Here is a 25,720-nt window from a genome sequence, read left to right on the forward strand (position 1 = left end):
GCCTCGGCTATGGAATCAGTCTGGATTGCCCTCGCCCTGTCGCTGAAAGTCGCCGGCTGGGCCACGGCCATCACCCTGGTACTCGGCGTGGCGGTGGGCTATGTACTGGCACGCGCGCGCTTTCCTGGCCGGGATCTGCTGGATACCCTGCTGACCCTGCCGATGGTCATGCCGCCTACCGTGCTCGGTTACTACCTGCTGGTGCTGCTCGGCAAACGCAGCACGTTCGGCGCCTGGCTGCATGACAGCTTCGGCATCAATCTGATTTTCACCTGGCAAGGGGCGGTGATCGCCGCGTCCATCGTCGCCTTTCCGCTGGTATTCAAGCCGGCGCGCGCCGCCTTCGAAGCGGTGGATGGCCAACTGGAACAGGCTGCGCGAGTGCTGGGCCTCTCGGAGTTGGCGGTGTTCTTTCGCGTCACCCTGCCGCTGGCCTGGCGCGGCATCTTGGCTGGCGTGTTACTGGCCTTCGCCCGCGCGCTGGGCGAATTCGGCGCCACGCTGATGGTCGCCGGCAGTATTCCGGGCAAGACCCAAACTCTGTCCATTGCCGTCTACGAGGCGGTGCAGGCCGGGCAGGACGACGTTGCCAACCTGCTGGTGCTGATCACCTCGGCGGTCTGCGTGACCATCCTGTTGATTGCCGGGCGCCTGGCACCCGGGCGCATCGCCAACCGCTGATTGAGCCTGACCATGCAGTTTGATATCGACCTTCAAAAAACCTTGAAATCCGCCAAACGCAGCTTCCGCATGCAGGTGCGCTTTCAGACTGACAGCCAGCGGCTGGTGATCCTTGGCCCCTCTGGTTCCGGCAAAAGCCTGTTGCTCAAGGCCATCGCCGGGCTGATGCGCCCTGACCGAGGGCATATTCGCCTGGACGGCACCCCTCTGTTCGACCGCGCGGCGAAGCTCGATCTGCCTACGCAAGCGCGGCAGATTGCCTATCTGTTTCAGGATTACGCGCTGTTTCCGCACCTGAACGTGCGGCAGAACATCGGCTTCGGCCTGAGCCGCGGCCTGCTCAATCCTCGCGCCTCACTTCAGCACGAGGCGGTCGACTATTGGCTGGACGCCTTCGAGCTGCGTCCGGTGGCCGACCAGTTGCCCGACGAACTTTCCGGCGGTCAGCGCCAGCGCACCGCCCTGGCCCGGGCACTGATCGCCAAGCCCAAAGCGTTGCTGCTCGACGAACCGTTCTCAGCCCTCGATCCGCAGTTGCGCACCCACATGCGCCGCGAGCTGGACGACCTGCAACGGCGCCTGCAAGTGCCCATGCTGCTGATCACCCACGATCCCGAGGACGCCGAGGTGTTCGGCGATCAGGTATTGCATTTGCGCGACGGAATGATCGAAGACGCCGCGATGCATCAGGGCCAGGAAGCTGAGCGAGGGAGTCTGTGATGAAAGGGAAAGACACGCCTATCGAACTGCACGGCTCGCTCTGGATGACGGTCGCTGGCGAAAAATTCGGCGGCGAAAACCGGGTCGCACTGTTGGCCGCCATCGCTGAATGCGGCTCGATTACCCAGGCCGCCAAGGCCGTCAGGATGAGCTATAAGGCCGCCTGGGACGCCATAGACACCATGAACAACCTGGCCGGCGAGCCGCTGGTCGAGCGTGTTGCCGGTGGCAAGGGCGGCGGCGGCACACGCCTGACCCAACGGGGCGAACAGCTGGTAGCGAACTTTCGCACCCTGGACCGCGAGCACCGGCGCTTCATCGAGCAACTGGGCCAGCAAGCCGAAGGGCTGGCCGACGACTACCTCCTGATCAGGCGCATGAGCATGAAAACCAGTGTACGCAATCAGTTTCTCGGCACCGTGAGCCAGGTGAAGGCCGGTGCGGTGAACGATGAGATCGAACTGCACATCGCTGGAGGCGAGAAGCTGGTGGCCATCGTCACCCACGAAAGCACCGAAAGCCTGGGGCTGAAACTAGGCACCGAAGCCTTTGCGCTGGTCAAATCCTCGTCGGTAATTTTGATGACTGACGAGGACAATGCGCGCTTCTCGGCCCGCAACCGCCTGACCGGCACCATCTCACGCATCCAACCCGGCGCGGTAAACACCGAAGTAGTCCTCGACCTGGCCGGCGGCGCCACTCTGGCCGCCATCGTCACCCGCGACAGCTGCGATCAGTTGGCGCTGGCCGTGGGCAAGCGCGCCACGGCGATCTTCAAGGCCTCCAGCGTGATCATCGGCGTGCCGGCGTGATCCGTTCCCGATCAGAACGGTAGGGTGGATGTCGCCTTTTACATCCACCAAATCCCGCTTGGTGGATCGCCACCCGGTGGATCGATAAAGCGCGATCCACCCTACTTACTAAGGCTTTTACGCCCTAGCCGTGCCGCAGGCGTTGCGCCGTTTCCAGCAACAGCTGTTCGGTGCCGCTCCAGCCCAGGCAGCCGTCGGTAATCGATACACCGTATTGCAGCTCGCCGGATAGCGGCTGGCAGCCGTCGAACAGGTGGCTTTCCAGCATAACGGCGCGCAGGCTGGCATCGCCGGCCAGGCGCTGGTCGATCACCTCGTGCAGCACCGCCGGCTGGCGTAGCGGGTTCTTGGCGCTGTTGGCGTGGCTGCAATCGACCATGATCCGTGGAGTGATACCTGCTTTCTCCAACGCAGCGCGTGCCGCCTGGACGCTGGCGGCATCGTAGTTTGGCCCCTGATGGCCGCCGCGCAGTACCAGATGGGTGTCGGGGTTGCCGAGGGTTTCCACCAAGGCCGCGCGGCCTTGCAGGTCGATGCCGAAGTGCTGGTGCGGATGGGCGGCCGAGCGCATGGCGTCACTGGCAATGCCCAGGCTGCCGTCGGTGCCGTTCTTGAACCCCACCGCCATGTCCAGGCCGCTGACCAGCTCGCGATGCACCTGGGATTCGCTGGTGCGCGCACCAATTGCCGCCCAGCCCAGCAGGTCATCGACGTAGCCTGCTACCAAAGGCTGCAGCAACTCGCTGGCCAGCGGCAGGCCCAAGTCGAGCATCTCCAGCATCAGTCGGCGCGACAGTGCCAATCCCGCTGCCATATCGCCGCTGCCATTCAGATGCGGATCGTAGACCAGCCCTTTCCAACCGACGGTGGTGCGCGGTTTTTCGATGTAGGCGCGCATGACCAGCAACAGCTGATCATCTACCTGCGGAGCCAGTTCGGCCAGGCGCCGCGCGTAGTCGAGGGCGGCATCGGCATCGTGAATGGAGCAAGGGCCGATCACCACCAGCAAGCGTGGGTCGTCGCCGTTCAATACGTTGCGGATGGTCTGGCGCTGATGCTGTACCTGGGCCGCCACGGCGCGGCTCAAAGGCAGGCGCTGGCGAAGTTCGGCGGGGCTGGGCAGAGGCTGGGTGCTGCGTCGACCCTGGTGGGGTTCGTCAACGGGCAGCTCAACAGCGTGCAGGTGCGGGATGTTCAGGGCGGAAACGGAAGAGTTCATTCGAGCGTCCTCGGCCGGCGCGGGATGGTCCGCGCGCGGCGTTCTATCTGGTTGTTCGTTGCAGTGGTGTGAGTGCGTGGGTCGCGTGGCTAAATCGCCAGCCGAGGTAACGGGAAGAGCTTTGGTAGGTGCGGTAGCTGTACATGGTTGAATCCTCTGTGAAATCGAATGGCCGTTTTTGGTGGCCGGAAAAAACAAAACCCCCGGTCGGGTAGCCGACCGGGGGTTTCGTGGAACTGTGGTAGGCGACCCTGCTGAGGCGGGCCGCCTGATGAGTATCAGGCCAGCCCGTGGCTAAACCAATACCCATAGAAATAACCCAACGCCGAAAGCGCCAACACGCCGACACCCGCTATCCGGGCACGGGTGGCCTCGATAGACGTGTGAGCATGGATGGAAGCAAGGTGCGGCATTGAGAAACTCCGTTGAATGAGAGTGAACTTACCCCAACTCGTATGACGATTCAACTCGGCAATAGAGGGTTCGAGGCGTCTATTCAGGCGAAGGCGCATGGTTTTCCCTGTCCATGCGCCTCCGTACGGCCTGCTAGCAATCTGGCTCTGGAGCAACCAGCTCTTGGGTCACGCCCCAGCCATCGAGCACGCCTCCCAAGGGTTCAACCAGGTTTTCCAGGTCATGCTCGAAGTCGCCGATCCCCGAATGAGTCGCGTACATCACCTTGCTGACTTGCAGATTCCAGGCGCCATCGGTGCGTGGGCACACCTGCGCATTGAGCGATTCACCACGAAAATTTCTGGCTGCCACACGTGCCCGATCCTCATCCGGGAAAATGGCGTAGAACTCGATGGGATGAACCCGGGCGAAGTCGAAACCGCCCTCTTTCATACGGCGCAGAACGGTATTGCTGACATCTTCGTGAAAGGCTGTGCTCATAGCTGAACTCCTCTCGATTAGATGAACTTCCGCGTTGCCGATTGCCAGGCAAAACTGCCTGAAAGATGGAAAAACCTTGTGAAGTGACGAACGACTGGCTTGCATGAAACAGACACTGCCCCACCAGATTAGCGTGATTCAACAGGGTGACCAAGCGAGGTCACCGGTTAAAGCTGCACATCAGGGGCGGTTCAACCAGCCCATCACCCACCTGTTCAGCCAGCTCGGCGAGAGTTGCCCGGCCCAGTACATTAATTTGAACTGCAAACTGATAGGACGGTGCACGGCCGGACCATGAGCCTGTTGCCAGGCTCCCTCGGCGATGTCCTCGGCATCTAGCCGCACGCCCAGGCGGCGCATTACCGGCGGCACGTATTGTTGATTGGCAACCATCGGTGTAGCCACGAAGGGCGGCATCAGGTCACCGACGCGAATCCCGTGCTCGCGCCACTCCAGCTCCAGCGCTTCGGTCAGGCCACGCACCGCGAACTTGCTGGCCGAATAGCTGGCCATGGTCGGCACGCCATACTGCGCCGACGCCGAGCCCATATTGATCACTTGGGCATTGGCGGTGTTTTGCAGGTACGGGAACGCCGCATGGCAGAACTGCAGCAGGCCGAGCACGTTGATCTGGATGGCACGGGTGTGTTCGCTCAGCGGAATCTCGGCGAAGCGCCCGCAACGCAAAATGCCGGCGCCATTGAACAGCAGCCGTAGCTGTCCGTCGTGCTGCCCACAAAAGTCCACCAGCGCTGCCTGGATGGCCTCCACGTCGGTGACATCCAGCGCGCGGTGCCAGGCACCACCCAGCTCGTCCGCCAGCGCCGCGAGAGCGTCGCCGCTTAGATCGACCAGGCCCACCGCCCAACCCCGTCGATGAAACAGTCGCGCCGTTGCCGCGCCAATGCCCGAAGCTGCGCCGGTAATCAGAATGTTGTGCATGTTGGCTTCCTTATTGTTGTTGTCTTGCCTGGGCTGCAGTGGCCAACCGGTCAAGAACTGAGTTGTCACTGTGCCCGCTGCCATTACCTTGCGTGCCGGTCCGCCGTCTCCAAAAAGTCTGCCACGCGCTGGATCGCCAGATCGGCCACGTCAAGCACCCCCACATGGGCCTGAAACACGTGCCAGCAGCCTGCATAGCGCTCCAGACGCACGGGCACGCCACAGGCCTGGGCACGCTCGGCCAGGCGCAGGCTGTCATTGCGCAGCACTTCGTCCTCTCCTACCTGCACCAACAGCGGCGGCAGCCCGGTCAGATCGGCAAAGACCGGCGAGACGGAAGGATCCTTGCTGTCGACCCCAGGCTGGGATGCCAGGTCCAGTGCCTGGCGAATCCAGCCGAGATCGATCATCGGATCGCCTGCCGGCGGCTGATGCAACTGCTCGATGCTGAGGTCAGTGACCGGCGAGAAACACACCAGCGCACCCGGCAGTGGCAGGCCTTGGGCCTTGAGTGCCAATGCACTGGTCAGGGTCAGATGACCGCCTGCCGAGTCGCCGCCGATAACAACGTTTTGCGGGGCATACCCCTGTTCCAGCAAGGCCTGATAGGCCTCCAGTACATCGTTAAGCGGAGCGGGATAACGGTGTTCGGGGGCCAGCCGATAGTCGATGGCGCAAACAGCCATCCGGCACCGTTTGGACAACGCTGAGCACAGTGCCCGGTGAGTGGCCGGTGAGCCCAGTAAATAACCGCCGCCATGCAGATACAGGCAGACCCGGCCGCTGTCCTGCTGGGGGCGGTGCCATTCGCAAGGAATGCCGCCCAGTTGGCCTGCGCTGCGCAATACCCCGCGCATCGGCAGCGTGGCAGCCGTCAGTAGGCGCAGCACCGTGCGCTGCCCTGCGATGGGCATCCACGGACGGATAAGACCACGGAACAGCAGGCGCAAGGTGCCGCGCAGCGCGCCGGCAAGCAGACGCTGGTGGATACGCGGCGGATAAGGCAGATCAACGAATGCAGTCATAGTCATGCAGCTCCGGCAGTCGGGTTCGATAGCGGTAGGCGAAGGTATAGCCCGGCCAGTTATTGGTGTTGCGCCCCGCCGCATTCTGATACCAGCTGTGGCAGCCTTGCGCCCACACCGTGCGGCTCAAGCCTTGCTCCACACTCTGATTGAAACGCTGCTGCGCGGCAGGCTTCACATCCAGATACCGCAGCCCGTCCCGTTGCAGTGTTTGCAGGCAGCCGAGCACGTAGCGGAACTGGCTTTCCAGCATGTAAAGGATCGAGTTGTGGCCCAGGTTGGTATTCGGTCCGTAGAGGATGAACAGGTTGGGAAAGCCGCTGACGCTGACGCCTTTATAAGCCTCGGCACCGTCGCGCCAGGCACTGTTGAGCTCCTGCCCTTCCAGCCCGGTGATGCGCATCGGGGCCAGAAAATCGGTGGCGGAGAACCCTGTGCCATAGATGATTGCGTCCAGCTCATGCTCGCGGCCATCCACAGTCACCAGGCCGCGCTCGGTAACTTCGCGAATTCCAGTGGTGACGATCTCGACATTGCCCTGGGCCAGGGCCGGGTAATAGTCGTTGGCCATCAGGATGCGCTTGCAGCCCATGGGGTAGTCGGGGGTCAGGTGCAGGCGCCGTATCGGGTCGCCGACACCTCGCATCAGGTTGCGCCGAAAACTTACATAGAAGAGCTTGAGCAAGGCCGGGAAACTGACAAAGGCCAGCGCCCGCGACTCGTGCTGCAGGTACTTGAGCGCACGATCGATGCGCTGCACCCACGGCACGCGCCGCATCAGCGCCAACTCCCAGGGCCGATAGGCGCGATCCGGCTTGGCCAGCACATAGGCCGCACTGCGCTGGAATAGAGAGAGCTTGGCCACCTGTGGCTGAATCTGCGGCACGAACTGGATGGCGCTGGCGCCCGTACCAATCACCGCCACGCGTTTGCCGCGCAGATCGACCTGATGATCCCAACGCGCCGAATGAAAACGCGCCCCCGCAAATCGTTCCAGCCCTGGGATCTGCGGATACGCCGGACGATTGAGCTGGCCACAGGCACTGACCAGCGCCTGCGTATGGAAGGTTTCGCCGTTGGTGCAGCGCACTTGCCAGTGGCCACTGGACGAGTCGAAGGTAGCCTCGCTGACTTCGCAGCCGAAACGGATGCTGCCGCGCAGGCCATGGTCATCTGCGAGCTGGCGCTGGTAGGCAAAAATCTCCGCTTGAGGCGCAAACACCCGCGACCAATCTAGCTTGGGCGCGAAGGAAAACGAGTACAGATGAGAAGGCACGTCGCAGGCCGCGCCTGGGTAGTGATTGTCGCGCCAGGTGCCGCCGACTTCATCAGCCTTTTCCAGAATGAGGAAATCCTCGATACCGGCCTTTCTCAGCTGGATGGCCAGGCCCAGCCCGCCAAACCCGGCGCCAATGATCAACACGCGCAGCGGCGCGGAAGATCGAGAATCGTCATGCATTGTTGTTCTCCGAAAACCCGTGCACGGCGGGCGGATCGATGCGACTCAACAGCCTGTACGGGAGTTAAGGACACCGTCCGGTGCCTGCATCACAGCGTTGTTGTGCTGGCTCACTCTACAGCGCAGGCAATCCGATATCAGATCGATACAGCCCAGCCTTTAGGTTGGATTGTCGAAAATACAGCACTCGTTAGCGGTATTTGCGCCCCACTGCAGGTGACGAAATCACGCCACCGTTTCGCTGCGTAACAGCCCTGTCCTTCCCGAACGCCCCAATCTGCCTGCTCCACCGAGAATCACCATGCCCCAGAGCCTCCAGCCGAACGGTCATCGCGAATGGCATGGAAGCTGCGATTCCACCCGGGCTGATGTGCACGCCCAAGACGGGCGTAGCAGCCACAGGGACGTGCACCACATCAACCCGTTGCGAGAGTGACCATGAAGATCAATAAAAACCTGATGGCCCTTAGCCTGAGTGCCTGCCTGTTATCCGCTGGCAGCGCTCAGGCCGCTCTGTTCGACCTGTTCAACACCTCATCCAGCTACACCAAGACGAAATACCCCATCGTGCTGTCCCACGGCATGCTGGGCTGGGACAGCATGCTGGGTATCGATTACTGGTATGGCATTCCGGCCGAACTGCGCCGTGGCGGCGCCAGTGTCTACATCACCGAAGTCAGTCAGCTGAACACGTCGGAAACCCGCGGCGAAGAGCTGATCGAGCAGGTGGAAGACATCATCGCCATCAGCGGCAAGCCCAAGGTCAATCTGATCGGCCATAGCCATGGTGGTCCAACAGTCCGTTATGTCGCCGCCACCCGCCCCGAGCTGATCGCCTCGGCCACCAGTGTTGGCGCCCCGCACACCGGTTCGGATCTTGCCGACTTTCTGAAACTGTTCCCGGATGGTTCAGCCACCCAAACCATTGTCGCCGAGCTGGTCAACCAGATGGGCAAGCTGATCCACTTCATCTCCGGCAGTCCCAGCCTGGAACCACAAAATGCCTTGGGTGCGCTGGAGTCGCTGAACAGCGAGGGCGCCGCACGCTTCAACGCCAAGTACCCACAGGGCATGCCGGCCAAGCGCTGCGGCGAAGGCGCCTACAAGGTCAATGGCGTGCGTTATTACTCATGGAGTGGCACCAGCCCGCTGACCAACCCCCTCGACCCCAGCGACGCCATGATGGGGGTGGCAACCCTGACCTTTATTGGCGGAGAGGCAAACGACGGCATGGTCGGCCGCTGCAGTTCACACCTGGGCAAGGTGGTGCGTGACAACTACCGCATGAACCACCTCGACGAAATCAACCAGCTCTTTGGCCTGACCAGCCTGTTCGAAACCGACCCGGTGACTGTTTACCGGCAGCATGCCAACCGCCTGAAGAACGATGGCCTGTGAGCACTCCGGGGGCTTCGTCGCGGAGCCCCCAACCTCTATTCGCGAGCACACCATGAATAAGAAATCGTTCATTGCCCTTGGTCTGAGCGCCGGCCTGCTACTGGGCGAACACGCTCAGGCCTCATGGCTGTTCGGCGCCTCCGGCTACACCAAGACCCAATACCCCATCGTGCTTTCACACGGCCTGCTCGGTTTTGACCGAATGCTGGGCATCGATTACTGGTATGGCATTCCCGCCACCTTGCGCCGCGACGGCGCCAGCGTGTACATCACCGAAGTCAGCCAGTTGAACAGCACGGAAACCCGTGGTGAAGAACTGATCGAGCAGGTCGAAGACATCGTCGCCATCAGCGGCAAGCCCAAGGTCAATTTGATCGGCCACAGCCACGGCGGCCCGACCGCCCGCTACGTAGCCGCCACCCGCCCGGACCTCGTGGCCTCCATTACCAGTATTGGCGGCCCACAATTTGGCTCGGGAGCAGCCGATTTTCTGCGCCAGGAAGTCGCGCCCGGCTCGCCCGCGGAGACCGTTTTGGCAGGCATTTTCAATGCCCTCGGCACGGTGATCCATTTCCTTTCAGGCAGCCCGAGTTCCGAGCTGCAGAACTCCGTGGCGGCGTTGGGCTCACTGGACCGTAAAGGAATGGAAACTTTCAACGCCAAGTTCCCGCAAGGGGTCCCGAAAACCTTCTGCGGCGAAGGCGCACATAAGGTCAACGGCGTGCATTACTACTCATGGAGTGGCACCAGCCCGCTGACCAACCCCCTGGACGTGAGCGACCTGCTGACCGGCGCGCTCTCGCTGACATTCGAGAAAGGCGACAACAACGATGGCCTGGTAGGCCGCTGCAGTTCGCGGCTGGGCAAGGTCATCCGTGACAACTACCGGATGAACCATCTGGACCAGATCAACCATGCCTTTGGCCTGAGCAGCCTGTTCGAGACCGATCCGCTCACGGTCTATCGACAGCATGCCAACCGCCTGAAGAACGCAGGCTTGTGATCTGCAGAGGCCGAAAGGCCTCCTGCATGACTTTTCTTTGCTCGATGAGATGCCCATGAACAAGACCCTGCTGCTGATGGTTCCCCTGGCGCTGGTCGCCACCTTCGTGGCATTGCCCTATCTGCTGCCGTCCCCCGTTCAGGACCTCACAGTGGCTCCTGCCCCGGCGACACAGGCGCCAAAGGTCGCGGCCCACTTGGCCATACCGTCCACTCAGGCCACGCCGGCTGAAATGGTCTCGGCGGGGCGCGTGCTGGCCACCCTGCCCCCCTCGTTCAGCGGCACGGACGTGGATGGTGAGTTCCGAGTCGATGCCAACGGACAACTGATCCTCAGCGACGATATTCGACGCATCTTCGATTACTTTCTAGCCGCCACAGGAGAAGAGCCGCTCAGTACCAGCATCGAACGCCTGCAGGCCTATATCGCCAGCCAATTGGTGTCGCCTGCCCGGGAGCGGGCACTGGAATTGCTCGCTCAGTACCTCGATTACAAGACCCAGGTCGCCACTCTTGAGCAGAACCAGACAGCCCTGACCAGCCTCGACGCTTTGCGGCAACGTGAATTGAATGTCCAGGCTCTACGCACCGGAATTTTTGGCCACGAAGCCCACCAGGCGTTCTTCGGCCGGGAAGAAGGCTACAACCTGTTCACGCTGCAGCGGTTGGCCATCCAGAACGATCCCTCGCTGAGCAGCGAGGCCAAGGGCCAGGCCATTGACCAGCTGCGCGCCAGCCTGCCGGAGGAATTGCAGGATGCGGTTCTGCCGCAACTGCAAAACGAGCTGAGCCAGCGCACCGCCGAATTGCAACGCGCCGGCGCGAATCCTCGGCAGATTCGCCAACTGCGCCAGCAACTGGTTGGCGCAGAAGCCACAGCCCGCCTGGAAACGCTCGACCAGCAGCGCCAGGCATGGAATCAGCGCCTGCAGGATTACCTGAGCGAAAAAGCCAAGATCGACAGCCACACGGGCCTGGCTGCCGGCGACAAGGCTGCCGCCATCGCCCGCCTGGCCGAAGAACGTTTCAATGCAAATGAACGGCTGCGCCTGGAAGGCGCGGAACAGGTGCTGCTCGCCCGCAAGGCGGCGGCGGAGGAATAACCCAACGACCGATCAGCCGCCTAGGGCGCGTGGCCAGTCCGTAAGGTGGATGGCGTTTTTACATCCTTCTTGGCTTTGCTCGGTGGGCCGCCACCCGGTGGATCGATGAAGCGCGATCCGCCCTATAAACCACGGTTCTTTCCCTACCAGTGGAAATAGAACATGCCCTTGGCCAGCACCACGATGGCGAGCATCTGGGCAAAGATGGCCCAGTGGATGGCGTGTCGGCGCGCGGCAGTCATCTTCCCGCTGCGCAGCAGGATAGCCACCAGGCCGAAGGACAGGAACACTCCGATGGCGAGCAGGATCTTCACCATCAGCAGCGTGCCGAAACTGCTGCTCCACGGAGCGGCTAACGCACTGCGATGCTGCCAGGCCAAGCCGATGCCCGCGCCGTAAACGAATAAGACCACCCAGTGCAGCACCACCCGCAGGCGCTCACCAATAGCCCGCTGCACCTCCGTCAGGCTCTCGGTGCTGATCTGCGGTGTAATCCTGGCCAGCACCAGCACCTCGAAGAACACCGCGCCGATAAACATGATCGCCGCGAGCAGGTGAACGATGTGCAACAGGGCATACGTCATGGACACTCCAAAGGCCGCCGCTCAGCGACCTTGCGGTCTGGACAGGACTCAGACGGTGCGCGAGAAGCGCACGGTTTGCTCGGTGCCCAGGTAGGCGTCGAACGCCATGGCGACGTTACGCATCATCAGATGCCCTTGGGGCAGCAGAACCAGCGCGTCGTCGTGAGGCTCCAGCAGGCCATCGGCGACGAACTCATCCAGCTGGGCCAGGGCATCGGCGAAGTATTCGCGGAAAACGATGCCGTGGCCGGCCTCGAACTTTGCGAATTCGATACGACCGTGACACATCAGCTCCATGATCAACTCGCGACGCAGGCGGTCATCATCACTCAGCCGATAGCCGCGTTGCACTGGCAGCATGCCTTCGTCCAGGCGCGCGTAGTACTGGGACAGCAGTTTCACGCTCTGACTGTAGCTATCGCCGACCTTGCCGATGGACGACACGCCCAGGCCGATCAGATCGCAATCGGCATGGGTGGAGTAGCCCTGGAAATTACGCTGCAGCGTACCGTTGGCCTGGGCCAGGGAGAGCTCGTCCTCCGGCAGGGCGAAGTGGTCCATGCCGATATACACGTAGCCGGCCGCGGTCAGGCGCTGAATGGTCAGCTCCAGCAGCTCCAGCTTGCGCTCTGGCGGCGGCATGTCCTCGGGGCGAATCAAGCGCTGGGCACGCACGCGCTCGGGCAAGTGCGCGTAGCTGTAGGCCGCGATACGGTCCGGGCGCAGGGCGATGATCTTGCTCAGGGTGGCATCGAAGCTGGCCACGGTCTGCAAAGGTAGGCCGTAGATCAGATCGACGCTGATGGATTTGAAGCGTGCCTCGCGTGCCGCTTCGACCAACTCACGGACCTGCTCTTCGCTCTGGATGCGGTTGACCGCGGCCTGCACGTCGGCGTCGAAATCCTGCACGCCGAAACTCAGGCGATTGAACCCTTGCTTGCGCAAGGTATGGATGCGCTCAGGACTTATGGTGCGCGGATCAACCTCGATGGAAAACTCATGATTGTCGCTGTCGTCCATATTGAAGGCGTCGTGCAGTGCGTCCATCACTTCGCCTAGCTGATCGCTGGTCAGGTAGGTGGGCGTGCCACCCCCAAAGTGCAGCTGGGTCAGCAGGCGGCGACTGTCGAACAGCTCGGCCTGCAGGGCGATCTCGCGCTTGAGATAATCCAGGTATTCGACAGCCCGATGGGTCTTCTGCGTGATGATCTTGTTGCAGGCGCAGTAGTAGCACAGGCTCTGGCAGAACGGGATATGGATGTACACCGACAAGGGCTTGGGCGCCGGCACATTGTTGCTGGCCTGTGCGGCCTGGCGGTAGTCGTCCACGGCAAAGGCTTCGTGGAATTGCGGCGCGGTGGGATAAGAGGTATAGCGCGGGCCGGGACGGTCATATTTTTCGACCAGAGCGCGATTGAAACTCAGCATAGGGTCCACGTTCGAGCCACCTCATCAAATCGTTTTGAACCTCGACGCTGCCTATTTGCCGGTCGGCCAGCGTTGGCATCGTCGATCATCAAGGCCCGTCACCAGGCGTCAGCATGGGCGTCGTCTGCTGACGCACGCCCGCCTTACGCCCGGCCTGGAGCCTCAGGATAGGCTGCACAGTACAGACTGGGGACGCTGCTGGAATTGACTACGATCAAGGGTGTGGCTTGCCCAGCGCGACAGGCGCCTGTCGGATCAGGCGCCCGCCGGGCATTGAACCGTTTGCGGATCAGGCATTGCCGGCCAGCGTGAGGCGCGCCGCCTGGGTGAAATCGAGCATGCGCTTGAGCGGCTTCACCGCCTTGGGAATCAGGGCAGCATCGACGAGGATTTCATTGCTGCCGGTACGCAACGACTGCAGCATACGTTCCAGGGTATTCATGGCCATCCACGGGCAGTGCGCGCAGCTGCGGCAGGTAGCACCGCTACCGGCAGTGGGCGCCTCGATGAACTGCTTGCCAGGACACAGCTGCTGCATCTTGTAGAAGATGCCCCGATCAGTGGCGACGATGAACATCTCATTGGGCAGGGTCTGCGCCGCCTTGATCAACTGGCTGGTGGAGCCCACCGCATCGGCCAGTTCGATCACCGCTTCAGGCGACTCGGGATGCACCAACACAGCCGCCTGCGGGTACAACGCCTTCATATCCGCCAGCTGCTTGGACTTGAACTCTTCGTGAACGATGCAAGCCCCTTCCCACAGCAACATGTCGGCGCCGGTTTCACGCTGGATATAGCGACCCAGGTGTTGATCCGGTGCCCAGAGGATGGTCTCGCCGTTGTCCATCAGGCTTTCGACGATTTCCAATGCACAGCTGGATGTCACCACCCAGTCGGCACGCGCCTTCACGGCCGCCGAGGTATTGGCGTACACCACCACAGTGCGCTCAGGGTGCTGATCGCAAAATGCAGAAAACTCATCCACCGGACAGCCCAGGTCCAGCGAACAAGTCGCTTCCAGAGTCGGCATCAAGATGCGTTTTTCGGGGTTGAGAATTTTGGCGGTTTCGCCCATGAACTTGACACCGGCTACCACCAATGTCTGCGCCGGATGCTGGCTGCCGAAACGGGCCATTTCCAGCGAATCGGCCACACAGCCGCCGGTTTCTTCAGCCAGCGCCTGCAGCACCGGATCGCAGTAATAGTGAGCGACCAGTACCGCATTCTGCTTCTTCAGTTCGGCGGCGATATCCTGGCGATAAGCGTCCTCCTCGGCAGGCGTCAGCGGCTTGGGCTGCTTGGCGTCGAGATGGGCTTGAACCAGAATGCGTTCGGAGACATGAGACATAATCGCGGGACCTGCTGATACTGCGGTGCGGAAAGCGAGTATACACCGCCCCTCTACAACAGCCGAACCAGGGCAGTGAGATACTGCGCATACGAAAAAGCCGGAGAATTACCCTCTCAGGTCATTTTCCGGCTTCTTGCTTCCTCTGCAAGAGGAACAATTGGTGGGTCGTGTAGGGCTCGAACCTACGACCAATTGATTAAGAGTCAACTGCTCTACCAACTGAGCTAACGACCCGATGATGCCTTTGCCACTGATCACTTTACTTTTTCAAGAATCCAACCGCTCTTGAAGGCACTTCCACACCGTTGGAAGTGGTGGGTCGTGTAGGGCTCGAACCTACGACCAATTGATTAAGAGTCAACTGCTCTACCAACTGAGCTAACGACCCCAACGGCGTTGCATGATAATGATTTCACTCAGCAATTCAAGAAAATTGTGAAAAAAATCATAGGTATCCCGGGGCTCGGTCTTCCCCGCCACAGCAAAGCCCTCTGCTGCGCCCCACTTTGTCGCACTACGGCCTTCCATCATCAACCATAGTCGACTCCCAGCAGCTGACGAGCATGGATGATCATCGTCTCGCTTAGCGCCCTGCAGCGCACACGAACACCAAGCGCTGCCTTTCGACCCGCAAATAAAAAGCCCGCGGCAGACGCGGGCTTTGGCAGGTGCATGTCTCAGCGCAGGTTATCCAGGTCCCGCTGCGCCAGCTTCGCGGCCGAACTCCCAGGATACTGGGCGATCACCTGCTGCAAAGCCGTTCTAGCTTTATCGATATTGCCCAGGCGGCGCTCGACGTCAGCCAATTTGTATAACGAATCTGGCACCTTGTTATGTTTGGGATAAGCATGGCTCACCTTGGCAAAGGCCTGCCCGGCTTCTTCCAGCCTGCCTTGAACCAGGCTCACTTCACCCAGCCAATACTGTGCATTGCCGGCATAACGGCTGTTCGGATACTGTCGCAGGAAGGCGTTGAATGCCTGATCAGCCTTGGCGAAGTCCTTGGATTTGATCAAGTCGAAGGCAGCGTCGTAGTACAGCTTTTCCTTCTCTGGGTCCGCTGGCGCCGCGTCGGCCGGCTCCGAGGCCGGGGTGCCATTGGCGACTGTTTCACCTATGGCCGTTCGATTTGAGGCAGCTCCGGCACTTTCTGAAATGCGCCGATCGAGCTCCTGATAACGCTCCAGGCTTTCCTGTTTCAGGCGCTGGATTTCATACTGCTGCTCTTCGATCATGCCGCGCAGACTGGCAAGCTCTTCCTGCATCTGCTGCAGCTGAATGAACAGTCCGCCCTGTGCCGAGGGAGGGACGGTCATCCCTCCCCCGACATAGGCATCGCGGGCGCCGCTTGCGGTGGGCAAGGGAGGAAGCCTGCCGTAGCTGGCTCCCCCTTCCACCACGGGTACTTGAGCCATGACCGCCAGCGGAAAGCTGGCAACCAGGGCAATCAATACGTGACGGCACTTACCCATGACTATTACTTACGCAGTTCGACGCGACGGTTCTGGGACCAGGACTGCTCGTCGCTGCCGGTAGCAACCGGACGCTCTTCGCCGTAGGACACCAGTTCCAGCTGAGCCGGGGAAACACCTTGCAGAACCAAGTAACGCTGAACGGCAGCGGAACGACGCTCGCCCAGGGCCATGTTGTATTCGCGGGTGCCGCGCTCGTCGGTGTGACCTTCCAGAACTACACGCACGCCGGAGTTCTGCAGAACCTTGGCATGGGCATCCAGAGCGCGCATGGCTTCCGGCTTCAGATCCGAGCTGTCGTATTCGAAGTAGAAGGTGGTGATAGCACGCAGGGCGGCTTCTGCATCCTGAGCAGAGGTATCGAAACCGTTGGTTTCGACAGCATTGGCGTTCGCGTCGGTTGCATAACCAGCGTCTTGGTCAGTGGTTTCACCGGCGGTATCGCCACCTTGCGAAGCACAACCAGCAGCAACAGCCATGGCCAGAGCCAGAGCAGCGAACTTACCAAACTTCAGCATTTCCATTTTAAAAACCCCAGTTTTACGAGTGATTGAAAGGAGAACAAATTGACGCCATGTCAGTTCAGGTAAGGAGACCAGGAAGGTTCTCTAACTTCCCCCTGCGCGGTGGGAAGCGGCAGCCTGACTCGTCCATTGACGGAAACGAGCATTAAAACCTCGCGTCCTTGCCGACGAGTGGCGTAGGTTAGCATGGTGCCATTAGGCGCAACAGTAGGCGACTCATCCAGCGTCGTATCTGAGAGAATGCGCAAGTTTCCGCGCTGCAAATCCTGTGCGGCCACCTTGAAATTGGTATAGCCATCCTGGCGATGGATCATCACCAGAGTCTTTTCATCGGCCGACAGTTTCGGGTTGGCGTTGTAATTGCCTACGAACGTGACCCGCTCCGCCGCATTGCTGCCGAGGCGCTGTTTGTAAATTTGCGGACGACCCGCCCGGTCGGATGTGAAATATAGCGTTTGCCCATCGCGCCCCCAGAACGGCTCGGTATCGATGGCGTAATGATTCGTGACCCGCTGCAATTGGCGAGATGCCAGGTCCATGACATAGATTTCCGGATTGCCGTCCTTGGAGAGCACGAAGGCCAGGCGGTTGCCGTCAGGCGAAAACGCCGGTGCGCCATTCAACCCTTCGAAGTTGGTGATCTGCTCGCGCCGGCCGGTGTCGACATGCTGAATGAAAATCCGTGGACGCTTCTGCTCGAAAGAGACATAGGCGATTCGCTTGCCATCCGGCGCATAGCGCGGCGACAGGATCGGCTCGCGGGACTGCAACAGGGTCACAGCACGAGCACCATCGTAATCGGAGCGTTGCAAGGTGTAGCGCGTATTGGTCGTGCCCAGCCGCTCCGCGGTCACGTATAGCAGGCGGGTCGAAAACGCTCCCTTGGTGCCGGTGAGCTTTTCAAAGGCCTGATCAGCAACATGGTGAGCCATGTCGCGCAACTGTGCGCTGGTACCCGTCACGCTGCCCGCCAGCAATTGCTGTTGGGTCGTCACGTTGAACAGGGCGAACTGCACCTGCAAGCGTCCGCTCACCGGTACCAGGCTGCCCAGCAACACATACTGCGCACCCAGTGCCTGCCAGTCGCGATAAATGATCTCTTCTGCACGGTTCGGCAGACTGATCATGTTCTGCCGTGGAATGGGCTCGAAGATGCCGGAATTACGCAGATCATTGCCAATGATGCTGGCCATGTCCTCGGGAAGCACGGTGCTGCCCTCCCAGCCAAAGGGCACGACTGCAATCGGAGTGGCACGGTCGGTGCCGCTGGTGATCAGCAACGGGTCAGCTGCGTGCACAGTGCCAGCCAGCAGAGCCAGGCCCAGCAAGGCGACACGAATCAGGCTATTCACGGACTCAAATCCTCCGGCTTGAAGATAATGCGGCGCTTGCGGTACAGCGACTCGAAAAGCCCGCTGTCCAGTGTCTGAATTTCTGGAATACGTCCAACGCTGCGTACGGCGGCGACGGCCGAATTATCAAAGGCAGGATCGCCACTGGTACGCGTGACGCCGGCGTTGCTGATGGTGCCATCGGGCAACATCTCGATCAGCAGCTCGACGCTCATCCCCTGGCGCGCCGTTGGCGGACGCCGCCATTGCTGGCTGATCAGGTTGATGATCAAGTCATCGATGCTGCCCGCCACCTGCTGCGCATGAAGATCGGCCTTGGCCTGGGCGCGGCGAGTATCCTCAGCAAGAAGCTCGGCCAGCGCCTGGGCTTTCTTGTCTTCTTCGGCCTTGCGCCTTGCATCTTCCGCGGCTTCTTTTTTGGCAGCTTCTGCAGCCGCCTTCTTCTCGGCTGCCTCGGCGACCTTTTTCTTTTCAGCCTCGGCGGCAGCTTTTTTCTTCGCTTCTTCGGCGGCTTTCTGCTTGGCCTGATCCTCGGCCTTTTTCATCGCAATCTCAGCAGCCCGCTTCTGCTCAGCAGCCTTGGCTTCGGCCGCTTTGCGGGCTGCGGCCTTCTTGGCCTCATCTGCCTTTCGAGCATCTTCAGCGCGTTTTTGTTCCGCCTGCTTAGCAGCGGCCACACGCTGTTCTTCAGCCTTGCGCTGTTCCAACTGCTCCATTTCGAATTCCCGAGCCGCAGTCTTTTGCGCTTCCCCAGCGGTCTTTTGCTGAGTTTGGGTTTCGGCCTGGCTCTGGGATTTCAGCTGATACAAAGTGGCCTGCACAACAGGCCGTGAAGGCGGCAGGTCCGGGGTTCGCGAAAAGCTGACAAACAGCAAGGCGAACATCAGGGCGTGCAGAGACACCGCCCAGATCACTGGCCAGAAATAGCTTTGCGAAGCCGAACGCAAGGGCTGGTGCATCAGGGCGCCTCAGTGATCAGGCCGACATTGCCTACGCCGGCCTGCTGCAACCCACCCATCACGGCCATCACCGAACCGTAATCGACTGTCTTGTCGCCACGCACGTAGACCTGCACCTTCTTACCCTGACGACTGTTCTCGGCCATGATGCCTTTTACCGCACCGACCAGACTGTCCAGCGAAACCGCCGACTCGCTGCTCTTGTCCTGATCGGGCTGAACCTCTTCGCCCATGTTCCAGTAATAGCTCTTGTCGGCCTTGATCGAAATGGTCAGCACGCGAGCATTGTTGTCCTGGGGCAGGACCTCGCTGGAAACCTGGGGCAGGTCAACCTTGACCCCCTGATTGAGCATCGGCGCGGTCACCATGAAAATCACCAGCAGCACCAGCATCACGTCGATGTAAGGCACCACGTTCATTTCCGAAACCGGCTTGCGTCTGTTGCGAATTCTGGCCATCAGGCAGGCCTCACTCGTCCGAGGTGTGCACCTTGCGGTGCAGAATCGCCTGGAACTCATCGGCGAAGGTGTAGTAGCGGGCAATCAGCGCCTCGCCACGAGCCGCGAAGCGGTTGTAGGCGATAACGGCCGGAATGGCCGCGAACAAGCCAATCGCGGTGGCAATCAGCGCTTCGGCGATACCCGGCGCCACGGTGGCCAGGGTGGCCTGTTGCACTTGGGCAAGACCCCGGAACGAATTCATGATGCCCCACACGGTACCGAACAAGCCGATATACGGGCTGGTGGAACCGACCGTGGCCAGGAACGGCAGTGACTGTTCGAGCTTCTCTTCCTCACGGGAAATGGCCACGCGCATGGCCCGCGCCACGCCATCCATCACTGCATCCGCACTTACACCGGTTTGCTGGCGCAGGCGCGAGAATTCCTTGAAACCGGCACGGAAGATCTGCTCCACACCGCAATCCGGGTCAGGACTACTGCCGGCCTGACGATACAGCTTGGACAGGTCGATACCCGACCAGAAGCGCTCTTCGAACGCTTCCAGAGAGCTGCGCGCAGCGCGCAGCAGGCTGCCGCGCTGGAAAATCATGACCCACGAGGTGATCGAAGCAGCCACCAGAATGAGCATGACCAGTTGCACCACCACGCTGGCGTTACTGATCAGGCTCCACATGGACATATGGTCAACGGCGTTGGCTTCCACGCTTACTCTCCTGCTGAAAGGGGGCCCAGGTCGGCGGCGAAGGCTGCGCGCAGCACATCGGGAATGGCCCGGGGTTTGAAATTATCGGCGCGCACGCAAGCGATCATAAATCGACCTTCGCAGAGCAGCGCAGCATCACGGGTCCGGCGTACCTGTTGACGGAAACACAGGCTGGCACGGTTCAACTCGACCACCTCGGCACTGACCTGCAATTCATCATCCAGACGTGCCGGCGCGTGGTAACGCACCTCATTGGAATGCACCACGAACAGCAGGTTGTCACCGGCCAGTTGCGACTGGGCAAACCCCAGCTCACGCAGCCGCTCGGTGCGCGCCCGCTCCATGAACTTCAGGTAGTTGACGTAGTACACGACGCCGCCGGCATCGGTGTCTTCGTAATACACCCGGCAACCATGGGAAAAAGGTTCTTTGACTGCAGACATGCTTGTAATACGCACTCCAGGGTTACAGCTCGGCGTCGTCGGCCAGTGAATCGACCGCGATCTCGTTCAAACGCTTGGGCAGGTTCAGCCCGAAATGCAGGTAAGCATGCCGCGTCACAACCCGCCCGCGCGGCGTGCGCATCATATAGCCCTGCTGGATCAGGTAGGGTTCCAGGACATCCTCGATGGTGTGGCGCTCCTCGCTGATGGCAGCCGCCAGGCTGTCCACACCGACCGGCCCACCGTCGAACTTTTCAATCAGGGTCAGCAGAAGGCGGCGATCCTGATGATCGAAGCCCCGCTCGTCCACATCCAGCATGTTCAACGCCAGGTCGGCAATTGACCGGGTAATTTCACCCTTGCCACGCACCTCGGCAAAGTCGCGCACTCGACGCAACAGGCGGTTGGCGATGCGTGGCGTGCCGCGCGCGCGACGGGCGATCTCGAACGCGCCTTCAACCTCAATGGGCAGGCCGAGAATGCCGGCCGAGCGCATGACGATGGTGGTCAAATCCTCGGTGGAATAAAACTCGAGACGCTGCACAATGCCGAAGCGGTCACGCAGCGGGTTGGTCAGCATGCCGGCACGCGTGGTGGCACCCACCAGGGTGAACGGTGGCAGATCCAGCTTGATCGAACGCGCAGCCGGGCCTTCGCCGATCATGATGTCCAGCTGGAAGTCTTCCATGGCCGGGTACAGCACTTCTTCGACGATGGGTGACAGACGATGAATCTCATCGACGAACAACACATCGCCGGCTTCCAGATTGGTCAGCAAGGCGGCGAGATCGCCAGGCCGCTCGAGTACCGGCCCCGAGGTGCTCTTGATCGACACGCCCATTTCCTGGGCAATGATGTTCGCCAGCGTCGTCTTGCCCAGCCCTGGCGGGCCGAAGATCAAGGTATGGTCCAGCGCTTCGCTGCGCGCCCGCGCCGCCTGAATAAACAACTGCATCTGTTCGCGCACCACCGGCTGGCCAATATAGTCGGCCAGATTCAGCGGTCGAATGGCGCGATCCTGCTGCTCTTCGCGGTCGCGGCCGGTGGCGGTAATCAAACGATCGGCTTCGATCACTTAGATCATTCCCTTCAATGCGCGACGGATCAATTCTTCACTGCTCAAACCATCCTCCTGCACGGCGGTTACTGCACGACTGGCTTCCTGCGGTTTGAACCCCAGACTGATCAGCGCACTGACGGCATCATTTTGCGCGCTTGAGACTGCCGTTACGTTAAGGGGTTCCGTAACCAGCGTGGAAATACCTGAAATGTTTTCCCATGCCTTGAAACGGTCTTTCAATTCCACCAGCAGACGCTCGGCTGTTTTCTTGCCTATGCCGGGAATCTTCATCAGCGTGGACGTGTCCTGAGCCTGCACGCAGCGCACCAGCTCATCGATTTCCAGCCCAGACATGAGCGCCAGTGCCAGCTTGGGCCCTACGCCATTGAGGCGGATCAGCTCACGGAACAGCTCGCGCTCGCGCTTTTCAAAAAAGCCATACAGCAGCTGGGCATCTTCGCGCACCACCATGTGAGTATGCAGTGTGACGGGTTGCTCCAGGGCCGGCAGACGATAAAGCGTGTTCATCGGCACTTCCAGCTCATAGCCCACACCATTTACATCCAGAAGCACATGGGGCGGCTGTTTGTCCGCCAGAGTTCCACGCAATCGTCCTATCACTGCCCTGCATCCTCCACGAAGCGGGACTGCCTCCCGCACCAAGCAAATTTATTTTTACCGTGCGCCTTGAAGCCAGTGCGTTACAACCGCAAACGTCCGCCGCGGCGCTTGGCCGTGGTCAGTCCGTGGGGTATCAGGCTCTGGCGATGATGGGCATGGCACAAAGCAATGGCCAGCGCATCGGAGGCATCAATCTGTGGTTTTTGTATCAGCTTAAGCAGATGCATGACCATCATCTGCACCTGCTGCTTGTCCGCACCACCCGTGCCGGCGATGGCCTGCTTGACCTGGGTGGCGGTGTACTCGGCGATTTGCAGCCCCGCTTCGGCGCCAGCGACGATGGCCGCCCCGCGCGCCTGCCCCAGTTTCAATGCCGAATCGGCGTTACGCGCCATGAACACCTGCTCGATGCCCATGGTCACGGGCCCGTAGGTCTGGATTACTTCGCTAACGCCACGAAACACCATTTTCAAACGATCCGAGAGCTCGCCGCTGCCGGTGCGAATGCACCCGGAGGCGATGTACTCGCAACCCCGCCCGGTGTCGCGCACCACGCCATAGCCGGTGATACGCGAGCCGGGATCAATCCCCAAAATCAGCGTCATGCCTGTCGCCGTACTGTTTATTTATCCAGCGAGCGAGTATACGGACCGTGCCTGGCTGGCGCTAGCGGCAGTCGGCCTACGCACCAGGCCGCAAAATGCAGATGACGCCTCCATAAAAAAAAGCCGGAAGCGCGCCATAGCGATCTTCCGGCCGCGTCATGCAATCAGGATCAGCCGAGCTGCTCCATGAGCTCGTCGGGGATTTCCGCGTTGTGGTAGACGTTCTGCACGTCGTCCAGATCTTCGAGGGCATCGATCAGGCGCATCACCTTCTGCGCAGTTTCCAGATCGGCGACCGGCGCGGCTATTGAGGGAATCATGGCCACTTCCGCCTCGTCACCCTTGAAGCCGGCGGTGGTCAACGCCTCGTTGACGCCCAGGAAATCGGCAAAGCTGGTGTAAACCTGCACGGAACCGTCTTCCTCGCCGACCACATCGTCCGCTCCGGCTTCCAGCGCAGCTTCCATCAGTGCGTCTTCGTCGACACCCGGCGCATAGCTGATCTGCCCCTTGCGATCGAACATGTAGGCCACCGAGCCATCAGTGCCCAGGTTGCCGCCGTGCTTGTTGAAGGCATGGCGCACTTCGGCCGCGGTACGGTTGCGGTTATCGGTCATGGCCTCGACGATGATCGCCACGCCGCTTGGTGCATACCCCTCGTAGCTCAGCTCGACCATGTTGTCGGCTTCGTTGGTACCGGCACCACGGGCAATGGCGCGATCGATCACATCGCGGGTCATGTTGGCGGTCAGTGCCTTTTCCACAGCCAGGCGTAGGCGCGGGTTGTCAGCCGGTACGCCGCCACCGTGCTTGGCAGCTACGGTGAGCTCGCGGATCAGCTTGGTGAAGATCTTCCCGCGCTTGGCATCCTGGCGCTCTTTACGGTGCTTGATATTGGCCCATTTGGAATGACCAGCCATGACTCGCTCCTGTCTAATCGTGTAACCAGAACCTAGGGTGAATGTTCACCACCCTATGAAATGCATCGATTGTCGAGCCTAGGCGTGTAATAGCCTGTCAGCCGACAACGATTATTCGTCCGAGCATGCCCGAGACGAAGGAGCCTGGCAAAACCAGGCTCCAGGGGTAGGCTTATTCGGCCTTGGGTTGCTCGCGCAAGCGAATGTGCAATTCGCGTAGCGCCTTGTTGTCCACCTCGCCCGGCGCCTGGGTCATGACACAGGCCGCACTCTGGGTTTTGGGGAAGGCAATGACCTCGCGAATCGAATCCGCGCCGGTCATCAGCATCACCAGGCGGTCCAGACCAAAAGCCAGACCACCGTGCGGCGGCGCGCCAAATTTCAGGGCATCGAGCAGGAAGCCGAACTTCTCCTGCTGCTCTTCGGCACTGATGCCCAGTACGCGGAAGACCGTTTCCTGCATCTTCTTGTCGTGGATACGGATCGAACCGCCGCCCAGCTCGGTACCGTTCAGCACCATGTCGTAGGCGCGCGACAACGCGGTGGCCGGGTTGGCCTCCAGTTCGGCCGGGCTGCACTTGGGCGCGGTGAACGGGTGATGCATGGCAGTCAGGCTGCCGTCGTCGTTTTCTTCGAACATTGGGAAGTCGACGACCCACAGCGGCGCCCATTCGCACGTCAGCAGGTTCAGGTCATGGCCCAGCTTGATGCGCAGCGCACCCAGTGCTTCGGACACGATCTTCGACTTGTCAGCACCGAAGAATACGATGTCGCCGTCCACCGCACCGACGCGATCGAGGATCACATTAATGTTGTCCAGCGGGATGTTCTTGACGATCGGCGACTGCAATCCTTCCACACCGGCAGCGCGCTCGTTGACCTTGATGTAGGCCAGGCCCTTGGCACCGTAGATGCCGACGAACTTGGTGTAGTCGTCAATCTGCTTGCGCGGCATGCTCGCACCGCCCGGCACGCGCAGTGCGGTAACGCGGCATTTGGGGTCGTTGGCCGGGCCAGCGAACACCTTGAACTCAACGTCCTTGAGTTGATCCTCGACATCCACCAGTTCCAGCGGAATGCGCAGGTCCGGCTTGTCGGAACCGAAGCGGCGCATGGCTTCGGCCAAGGACATGTGCGGCAGCTCGCCAAACTCGACGTCGAGCACTTCCTTGAACAACTGGCGGATCATCTTCTCGGTAATACCCATGATGTCCGCCTCATCGAGGAAGCTGGTCTCGATGTCGATCTGGGTGAACTCGGGCTGACGGTCGGCGCGCAGGTCTTCGTCGCGGAAGCATTTGGCGATCTGGTAGTAGCGGTCGAAGCCGGCAACCATCAGCAGCTGCTTGAACAGCTGGGGCGATTGCGGCAGGGCGAAGAAGCTGCCGGCATGGGTGCGGCTCGGCACCAGATAGTCGCGAGCACCTTCCGGAGTGGCGCGGGTGAGAATCGGCGTTTCGACGTCCAGGAAGCCGTTTTCATCCAGGTAGCGGCGAATGCTGCTGGTGATGCGCGAGCGCAGCTTGAGCTTCTCGGCCATTTCCGGGCGACGCAGATCGATGAAGCGATAACGCAGACGTGTTTCCTCGCCGACGTCGCTGTATTCGTTCAGCGGGAACGGCGGGGTCTCGGCTTCGTTGAGCACGTCCAGCTCATAACCCAGCACTTCGATAGCGCCGGAGGCCATGTTCGGGTTGCGCGCGCCTTCCGGACGCAGACGCACCTTGCCGGTAATCTTCACCACATATTCGCTGCGCACCCGGTCGGCCTTGGCGAAGGTTTCCGCGCGATCCGGATCGAATACCACCTGGGCCAGACCTTCACGGTCGCGGATATCGAGAAAAATCACCCCGCCGTGGTCGCGGCGACGATGAACCCAACCGCAAAGAGTGATTTCCTGGCCGTCGAGGCCCTCGTTCAACTGGCCGCAATAGTGGCTGCGCATCATGGTGTTTTTCGCTTCTCTTGAGTCTGGATTCGTC

The 25,720-nt window shown here is 60.8% G+C and carries 26 protein-coding genes and 2 tRNA genes; 6 read left to right on the forward strand and 22 right to left on the reverse strand.

Features of this window, described 5'->3' with window-relative positions; translation table 11 throughout:
- The first annotated feature begins 9 nt into the window (after positions 1-9).
- Genes modB through ACTV8E_RS03770 form a run of 3 tightly spaced genes read left to right on the forward strand, consistent with a single transcriptional unit; the run spans position 10 to position 2,213 of the window.
- Positions 10-681 carry a molybdate ABC transporter permease subunit gene (gene modB / locus ACTV8E_RS03760; RefSeq protein ID WP_443198538.1) on the forward strand — a complete coding sequence of 224 codons (672 nt, stop codon included), beginning with the start codon at positions 10-12 and terminating at the stop codon, positions 679-681.
- 12 nt (positions 682-693) lie between these two features.
- Complete coding sequence (locus ACTV8E_RS03765) at positions 694-1,401, forward strand: ABC transporter ATP-binding protein (protein WP_443198539.1); 708 nt, start codon at positions 694-696, stop codon at positions 1,399-1,401.
- On the forward strand, positions 1,401-2,213 hold the full coding sequence (locus ACTV8E_RS03770; RefSeq protein ID WP_443198540.1) for a TOBE domain-containing protein: 813 nt from the start codon (positions 1,401-1,403) through the stop codon (positions 2,211-2,213). The genes ACTV8E_RS03765 and ACTV8E_RS03770 overlap by 1 nt, the downstream gene beginning before the upstream one ends.
- Before the next feature lie 124 nt (positions 2,214-2,337).
- On the opposite strand, the gene ACTV8E_RS03775 is transcribed toward ACTV8E_RS03770, so the two are convergent.
- The 5 genes from ACTV8E_RS03775 to ACTV8E_RS03795 form a co-directional block, all read right to left on the reverse strand.
- Entirely contained in the window at positions 2,338-3,432 is a 1,095-nt protein-coding gene (locus ACTV8E_RS03775; protein WP_443198541.1) for a 3-deoxy-7-phosphoheptulonate synthase, read from the reverse strand.
- 546 nt (positions 3,433-3,978) lie between these two features.
- Positions 3,979-4,326 carry a ribonuclease E inhibitor RraB gene (locus tag ACTV8E_RS03780; RefSeq protein WP_251836702.1) on the reverse strand — a complete coding sequence of 116 codons (348 nt, stop codon included), beginning with the start codon at positions 4,324-4,326 and terminating at the stop codon, positions 3,979-3,981.
- Between the two features lie 180 nt (positions 4,327-4,506).
- A complete protein-coding gene (locus ACTV8E_RS03785) occupies positions 4,507-5,268 on the reverse strand; it encodes an SDR family oxidoreductase (protein ID WP_443198542.1) in 762 nt (253 codons plus the stop codon).
- An 83-nt stretch (positions 5,269-5,351) separates the two neighbouring features.
- Positions 5,352-6,293 carry an alpha/beta hydrolase gene (locus tag ACTV8E_RS03790; RefSeq protein ID WP_443198543.1) on the reverse strand — a complete coding sequence of 314 codons (942 nt, stop codon included), beginning with the start codon at positions 6,291-6,293 and terminating at the stop codon, positions 5,352-5,354.
- Positions 6,277-7,752: a flavin-containing monooxygenase gene (locus ACTV8E_RS03795; RefSeq protein WP_443198544.1), complete on the reverse strand. Its 1,476-nt coding sequence runs from the start codon at positions 7,750-7,752 to the stop codon at positions 6,277-6,279. The genes ACTV8E_RS03790 and ACTV8E_RS03795 overlap by 17 nt, the downstream gene beginning before the upstream one ends.
- Before the next feature lie 438 nt (positions 7,753-8,190).
- Between ACTV8E_RS03795 and ACTV8E_RS03800 the strand changes: the two genes are divergently transcribed.
- Genes ACTV8E_RS03800 through ACTV8E_RS03810 form a run of 3 tightly spaced genes read left to right on the forward strand, consistent with a single transcriptional unit; the run spans position 8,191 to position 11,255 of the window.
- On the forward strand, positions 8,191-9,150 hold the full coding sequence (locus ACTV8E_RS03800; RefSeq protein ID WP_443198545.1) for a lipase family alpha/beta hydrolase: 960 nt from the start codon (positions 8,191-8,193) through the stop codon (positions 9,148-9,150).
- A gap of 52 nt (positions 9,151-9,202) precedes the next feature.
- Positions 9,203-10,153: a lipase family alpha/beta hydrolase gene (locus ACTV8E_RS03805; protein ID WP_443198546.1), complete on the forward strand. Its 951-nt coding sequence runs from the start codon at positions 9,203-9,205 to the stop codon at positions 10,151-10,153.
- A gap of 55 nt (positions 10,154-10,208) precedes the next feature.
- On the forward strand, positions 10,209-11,255 hold the full coding sequence (locus ACTV8E_RS03810; protein ID WP_443198547.1) for a lipase secretion chaperone: 1,047 nt from the start codon (positions 10,209-10,211) through the stop codon (positions 11,253-11,255).
- A 143-nt stretch (positions 11,256-11,398) separates the two neighbouring features.
- Here ACTV8E_RS03810 and ACTV8E_RS03815 read toward each other — a convergent pair whose 3' ends face one another.
- The 17 genes from ACTV8E_RS03815 to aspS all read right to left on the reverse strand — a co-directional run bounded on the left by ACTV8E_RS03815 (position 11,399) and on the right by aspS (position 25,686).
- A complete protein-coding gene (locus ACTV8E_RS03815) occupies positions 11,399-11,839 on the reverse strand; it encodes a CopD family copper resistance protein (protein ID WP_273535709.1) in 441 nt (146 codons plus the stop codon).
- Positions 11,840-11,887: 48 nt separating this feature from the next.
- Positions 11,888-13,276, reverse strand: a complete 1,389-nt coding sequence (hemN, locus tag ACTV8E_RS03820; RefSeq protein ID WP_443198548.1) for an oxygen-independent coproporphyrinogen III oxidase — start codon at positions 13,274-13,276, stop codon at positions 11,888-11,890.
- A 280-nt stretch (positions 13,277-13,556) separates the two neighbouring features.
- Positions 13,557-14,615 (reverse strand): quinolinate synthase NadA, encoded by a 1,059-nt coding sequence (nadA, locus tag ACTV8E_RS03825; protein WP_251836711.1) that lies wholly within the window; start codon positions 14,613-14,615, stop codon positions 13,557-13,559.
- A 161-nt stretch (positions 14,616-14,776) separates the two neighbouring features.
- Positions 14,777-14,852, reverse strand: a tRNA-Lys gene (locus ACTV8E_RS03830).
- A 78-nt stretch (positions 14,853-14,930) separates the two neighbouring features.
- Positions 14,931-15,006: transfer RNA gene (locus tag ACTV8E_RS03835), tRNA-Lys, on the reverse strand.
- Between the two features lie 289 nt (positions 15,007-15,295).
- Positions 15,296-16,090 (reverse strand): tol-pal system protein YbgF, encoded by a 795-nt coding sequence (gene ybgF / locus ACTV8E_RS03840; RefSeq protein WP_251836712.1) that lies wholly within the window; start codon positions 16,088-16,090, stop codon positions 15,296-15,298.
- Positions 16,091-16,095: 5 nt separating this feature from the next.
- The gene (gene pal / locus ACTV8E_RS03845; RefSeq protein ID WP_273535713.1) at positions 16,096-16,614 is read right to left on the reverse strand and encodes a peptidoglycan-associated lipoprotein Pal; all 519 of its coding nucleotides are present in this window, start codon (positions 16,612-16,614) and stop codon (positions 16,096-16,098) included.
- A 53-nt stretch (positions 16,615-16,667) separates the two neighbouring features.
- A complete protein-coding gene (gene tolB, locus ACTV8E_RS03850) occupies positions 16,668-17,966 on the reverse strand; it encodes a Tol-Pal system beta propeller repeat protein TolB (RefSeq protein WP_273535714.1) in 1,299 nt (432 codons plus the stop codon).
- Positions 17,963-18,928 (reverse strand): cell envelope integrity protein TolA, encoded by a 966-nt coding sequence (gene tolA, locus ACTV8E_RS03855; protein WP_443198665.1) that lies wholly within the window; start codon positions 18,926-18,928, stop codon positions 17,963-17,965. Before tolA ends, tolB begins: the two co-directional genes overlap by 4 nt.
- Positions 18,925-19,383: a protein TolR gene (gene tolR / locus ACTV8E_RS03860; protein ID WP_251836716.1), complete on the reverse strand. Its 459-nt coding sequence runs from the start codon at positions 19,381-19,383 to the stop codon at positions 18,925-18,927. Before tolR ends, tolA begins: the two co-directional genes overlap by 4 nt.
- 10 nt (positions 19,384-19,393) lie before the next feature.
- The gene (gene tolQ, locus ACTV8E_RS03865; RefSeq protein WP_251836717.1) at positions 19,394-20,089 is read right to left on the reverse strand and encodes a protein TolQ; all 696 of its coding nucleotides are present in this window, start codon (positions 20,087-20,089) and stop codon (positions 19,394-19,396) included.
- 2 nt (positions 20,090-20,091) lie between these two features.
- Entirely contained in the window at positions 20,092-20,532 is a 441-nt protein-coding gene (ybgC, locus tag ACTV8E_RS03870) for a tol-pal system-associated acyl-CoA thioesterase (RefSeq protein ID WP_251836718.1), read from the reverse strand.
- 22 nt (positions 20,533-20,554) lie between these two features.
- Positions 20,555-21,607 carry a Holliday junction branch migration DNA helicase RuvB gene (gene ruvB / locus ACTV8E_RS03875; protein WP_273535720.1) on the reverse strand — a complete coding sequence of 351 codons (1,053 nt, stop codon included), beginning with the start codon at positions 21,605-21,607 and terminating at the stop codon, positions 20,555-20,557.
- On the reverse strand, positions 21,608-22,213 hold the full coding sequence (ruvA, locus tag ACTV8E_RS03880) for a Holliday junction branch migration protein RuvA (RefSeq protein ID WP_251836720.1): 606 nt from the start codon (positions 22,211-22,213) through the stop codon (positions 21,608-21,610).
- 80 nt (positions 22,214-22,293) lie between these two features.
- Entirely contained in the window at positions 22,294-22,818 is a 525-nt protein-coding gene (gene ruvC / locus ACTV8E_RS03885) for a crossover junction endodeoxyribonuclease RuvC (protein WP_251836721.1), read from the reverse strand.
- 170 nt (positions 22,819-22,988) lie between these two features.
- On the reverse strand, positions 22,989-23,738 hold the full coding sequence (locus ACTV8E_RS03890) for a YebC/PmpR family DNA-binding transcriptional regulator (protein ID WP_443198549.1): 750 nt from the start codon (positions 23,736-23,738) through the stop codon (positions 22,989-22,991).
- A gap of 172 nt (positions 23,739-23,910) precedes the next feature.
- The gene (aspS, locus tag ACTV8E_RS03895) at positions 23,911-25,686 is read right to left on the reverse strand and encodes an aspartate--tRNA ligase (protein WP_251836723.1); all 1,776 of its coding nucleotides are present in this window, start codon (positions 25,684-25,686) and stop codon (positions 23,911-23,913) included.
- Positions 25,687-25,720 lie beyond the last annotated feature (34 nt).

The sequence above is a fragment of the Pseudomonas sp. B392_1p genome (assembly GCF_052245235.1).
GTDB lineage: Bacteria > Pseudomonadota > Gammaproteobacteria > Pseudomonadales > Pseudomonadaceae > Serpens > Serpens gallinarum.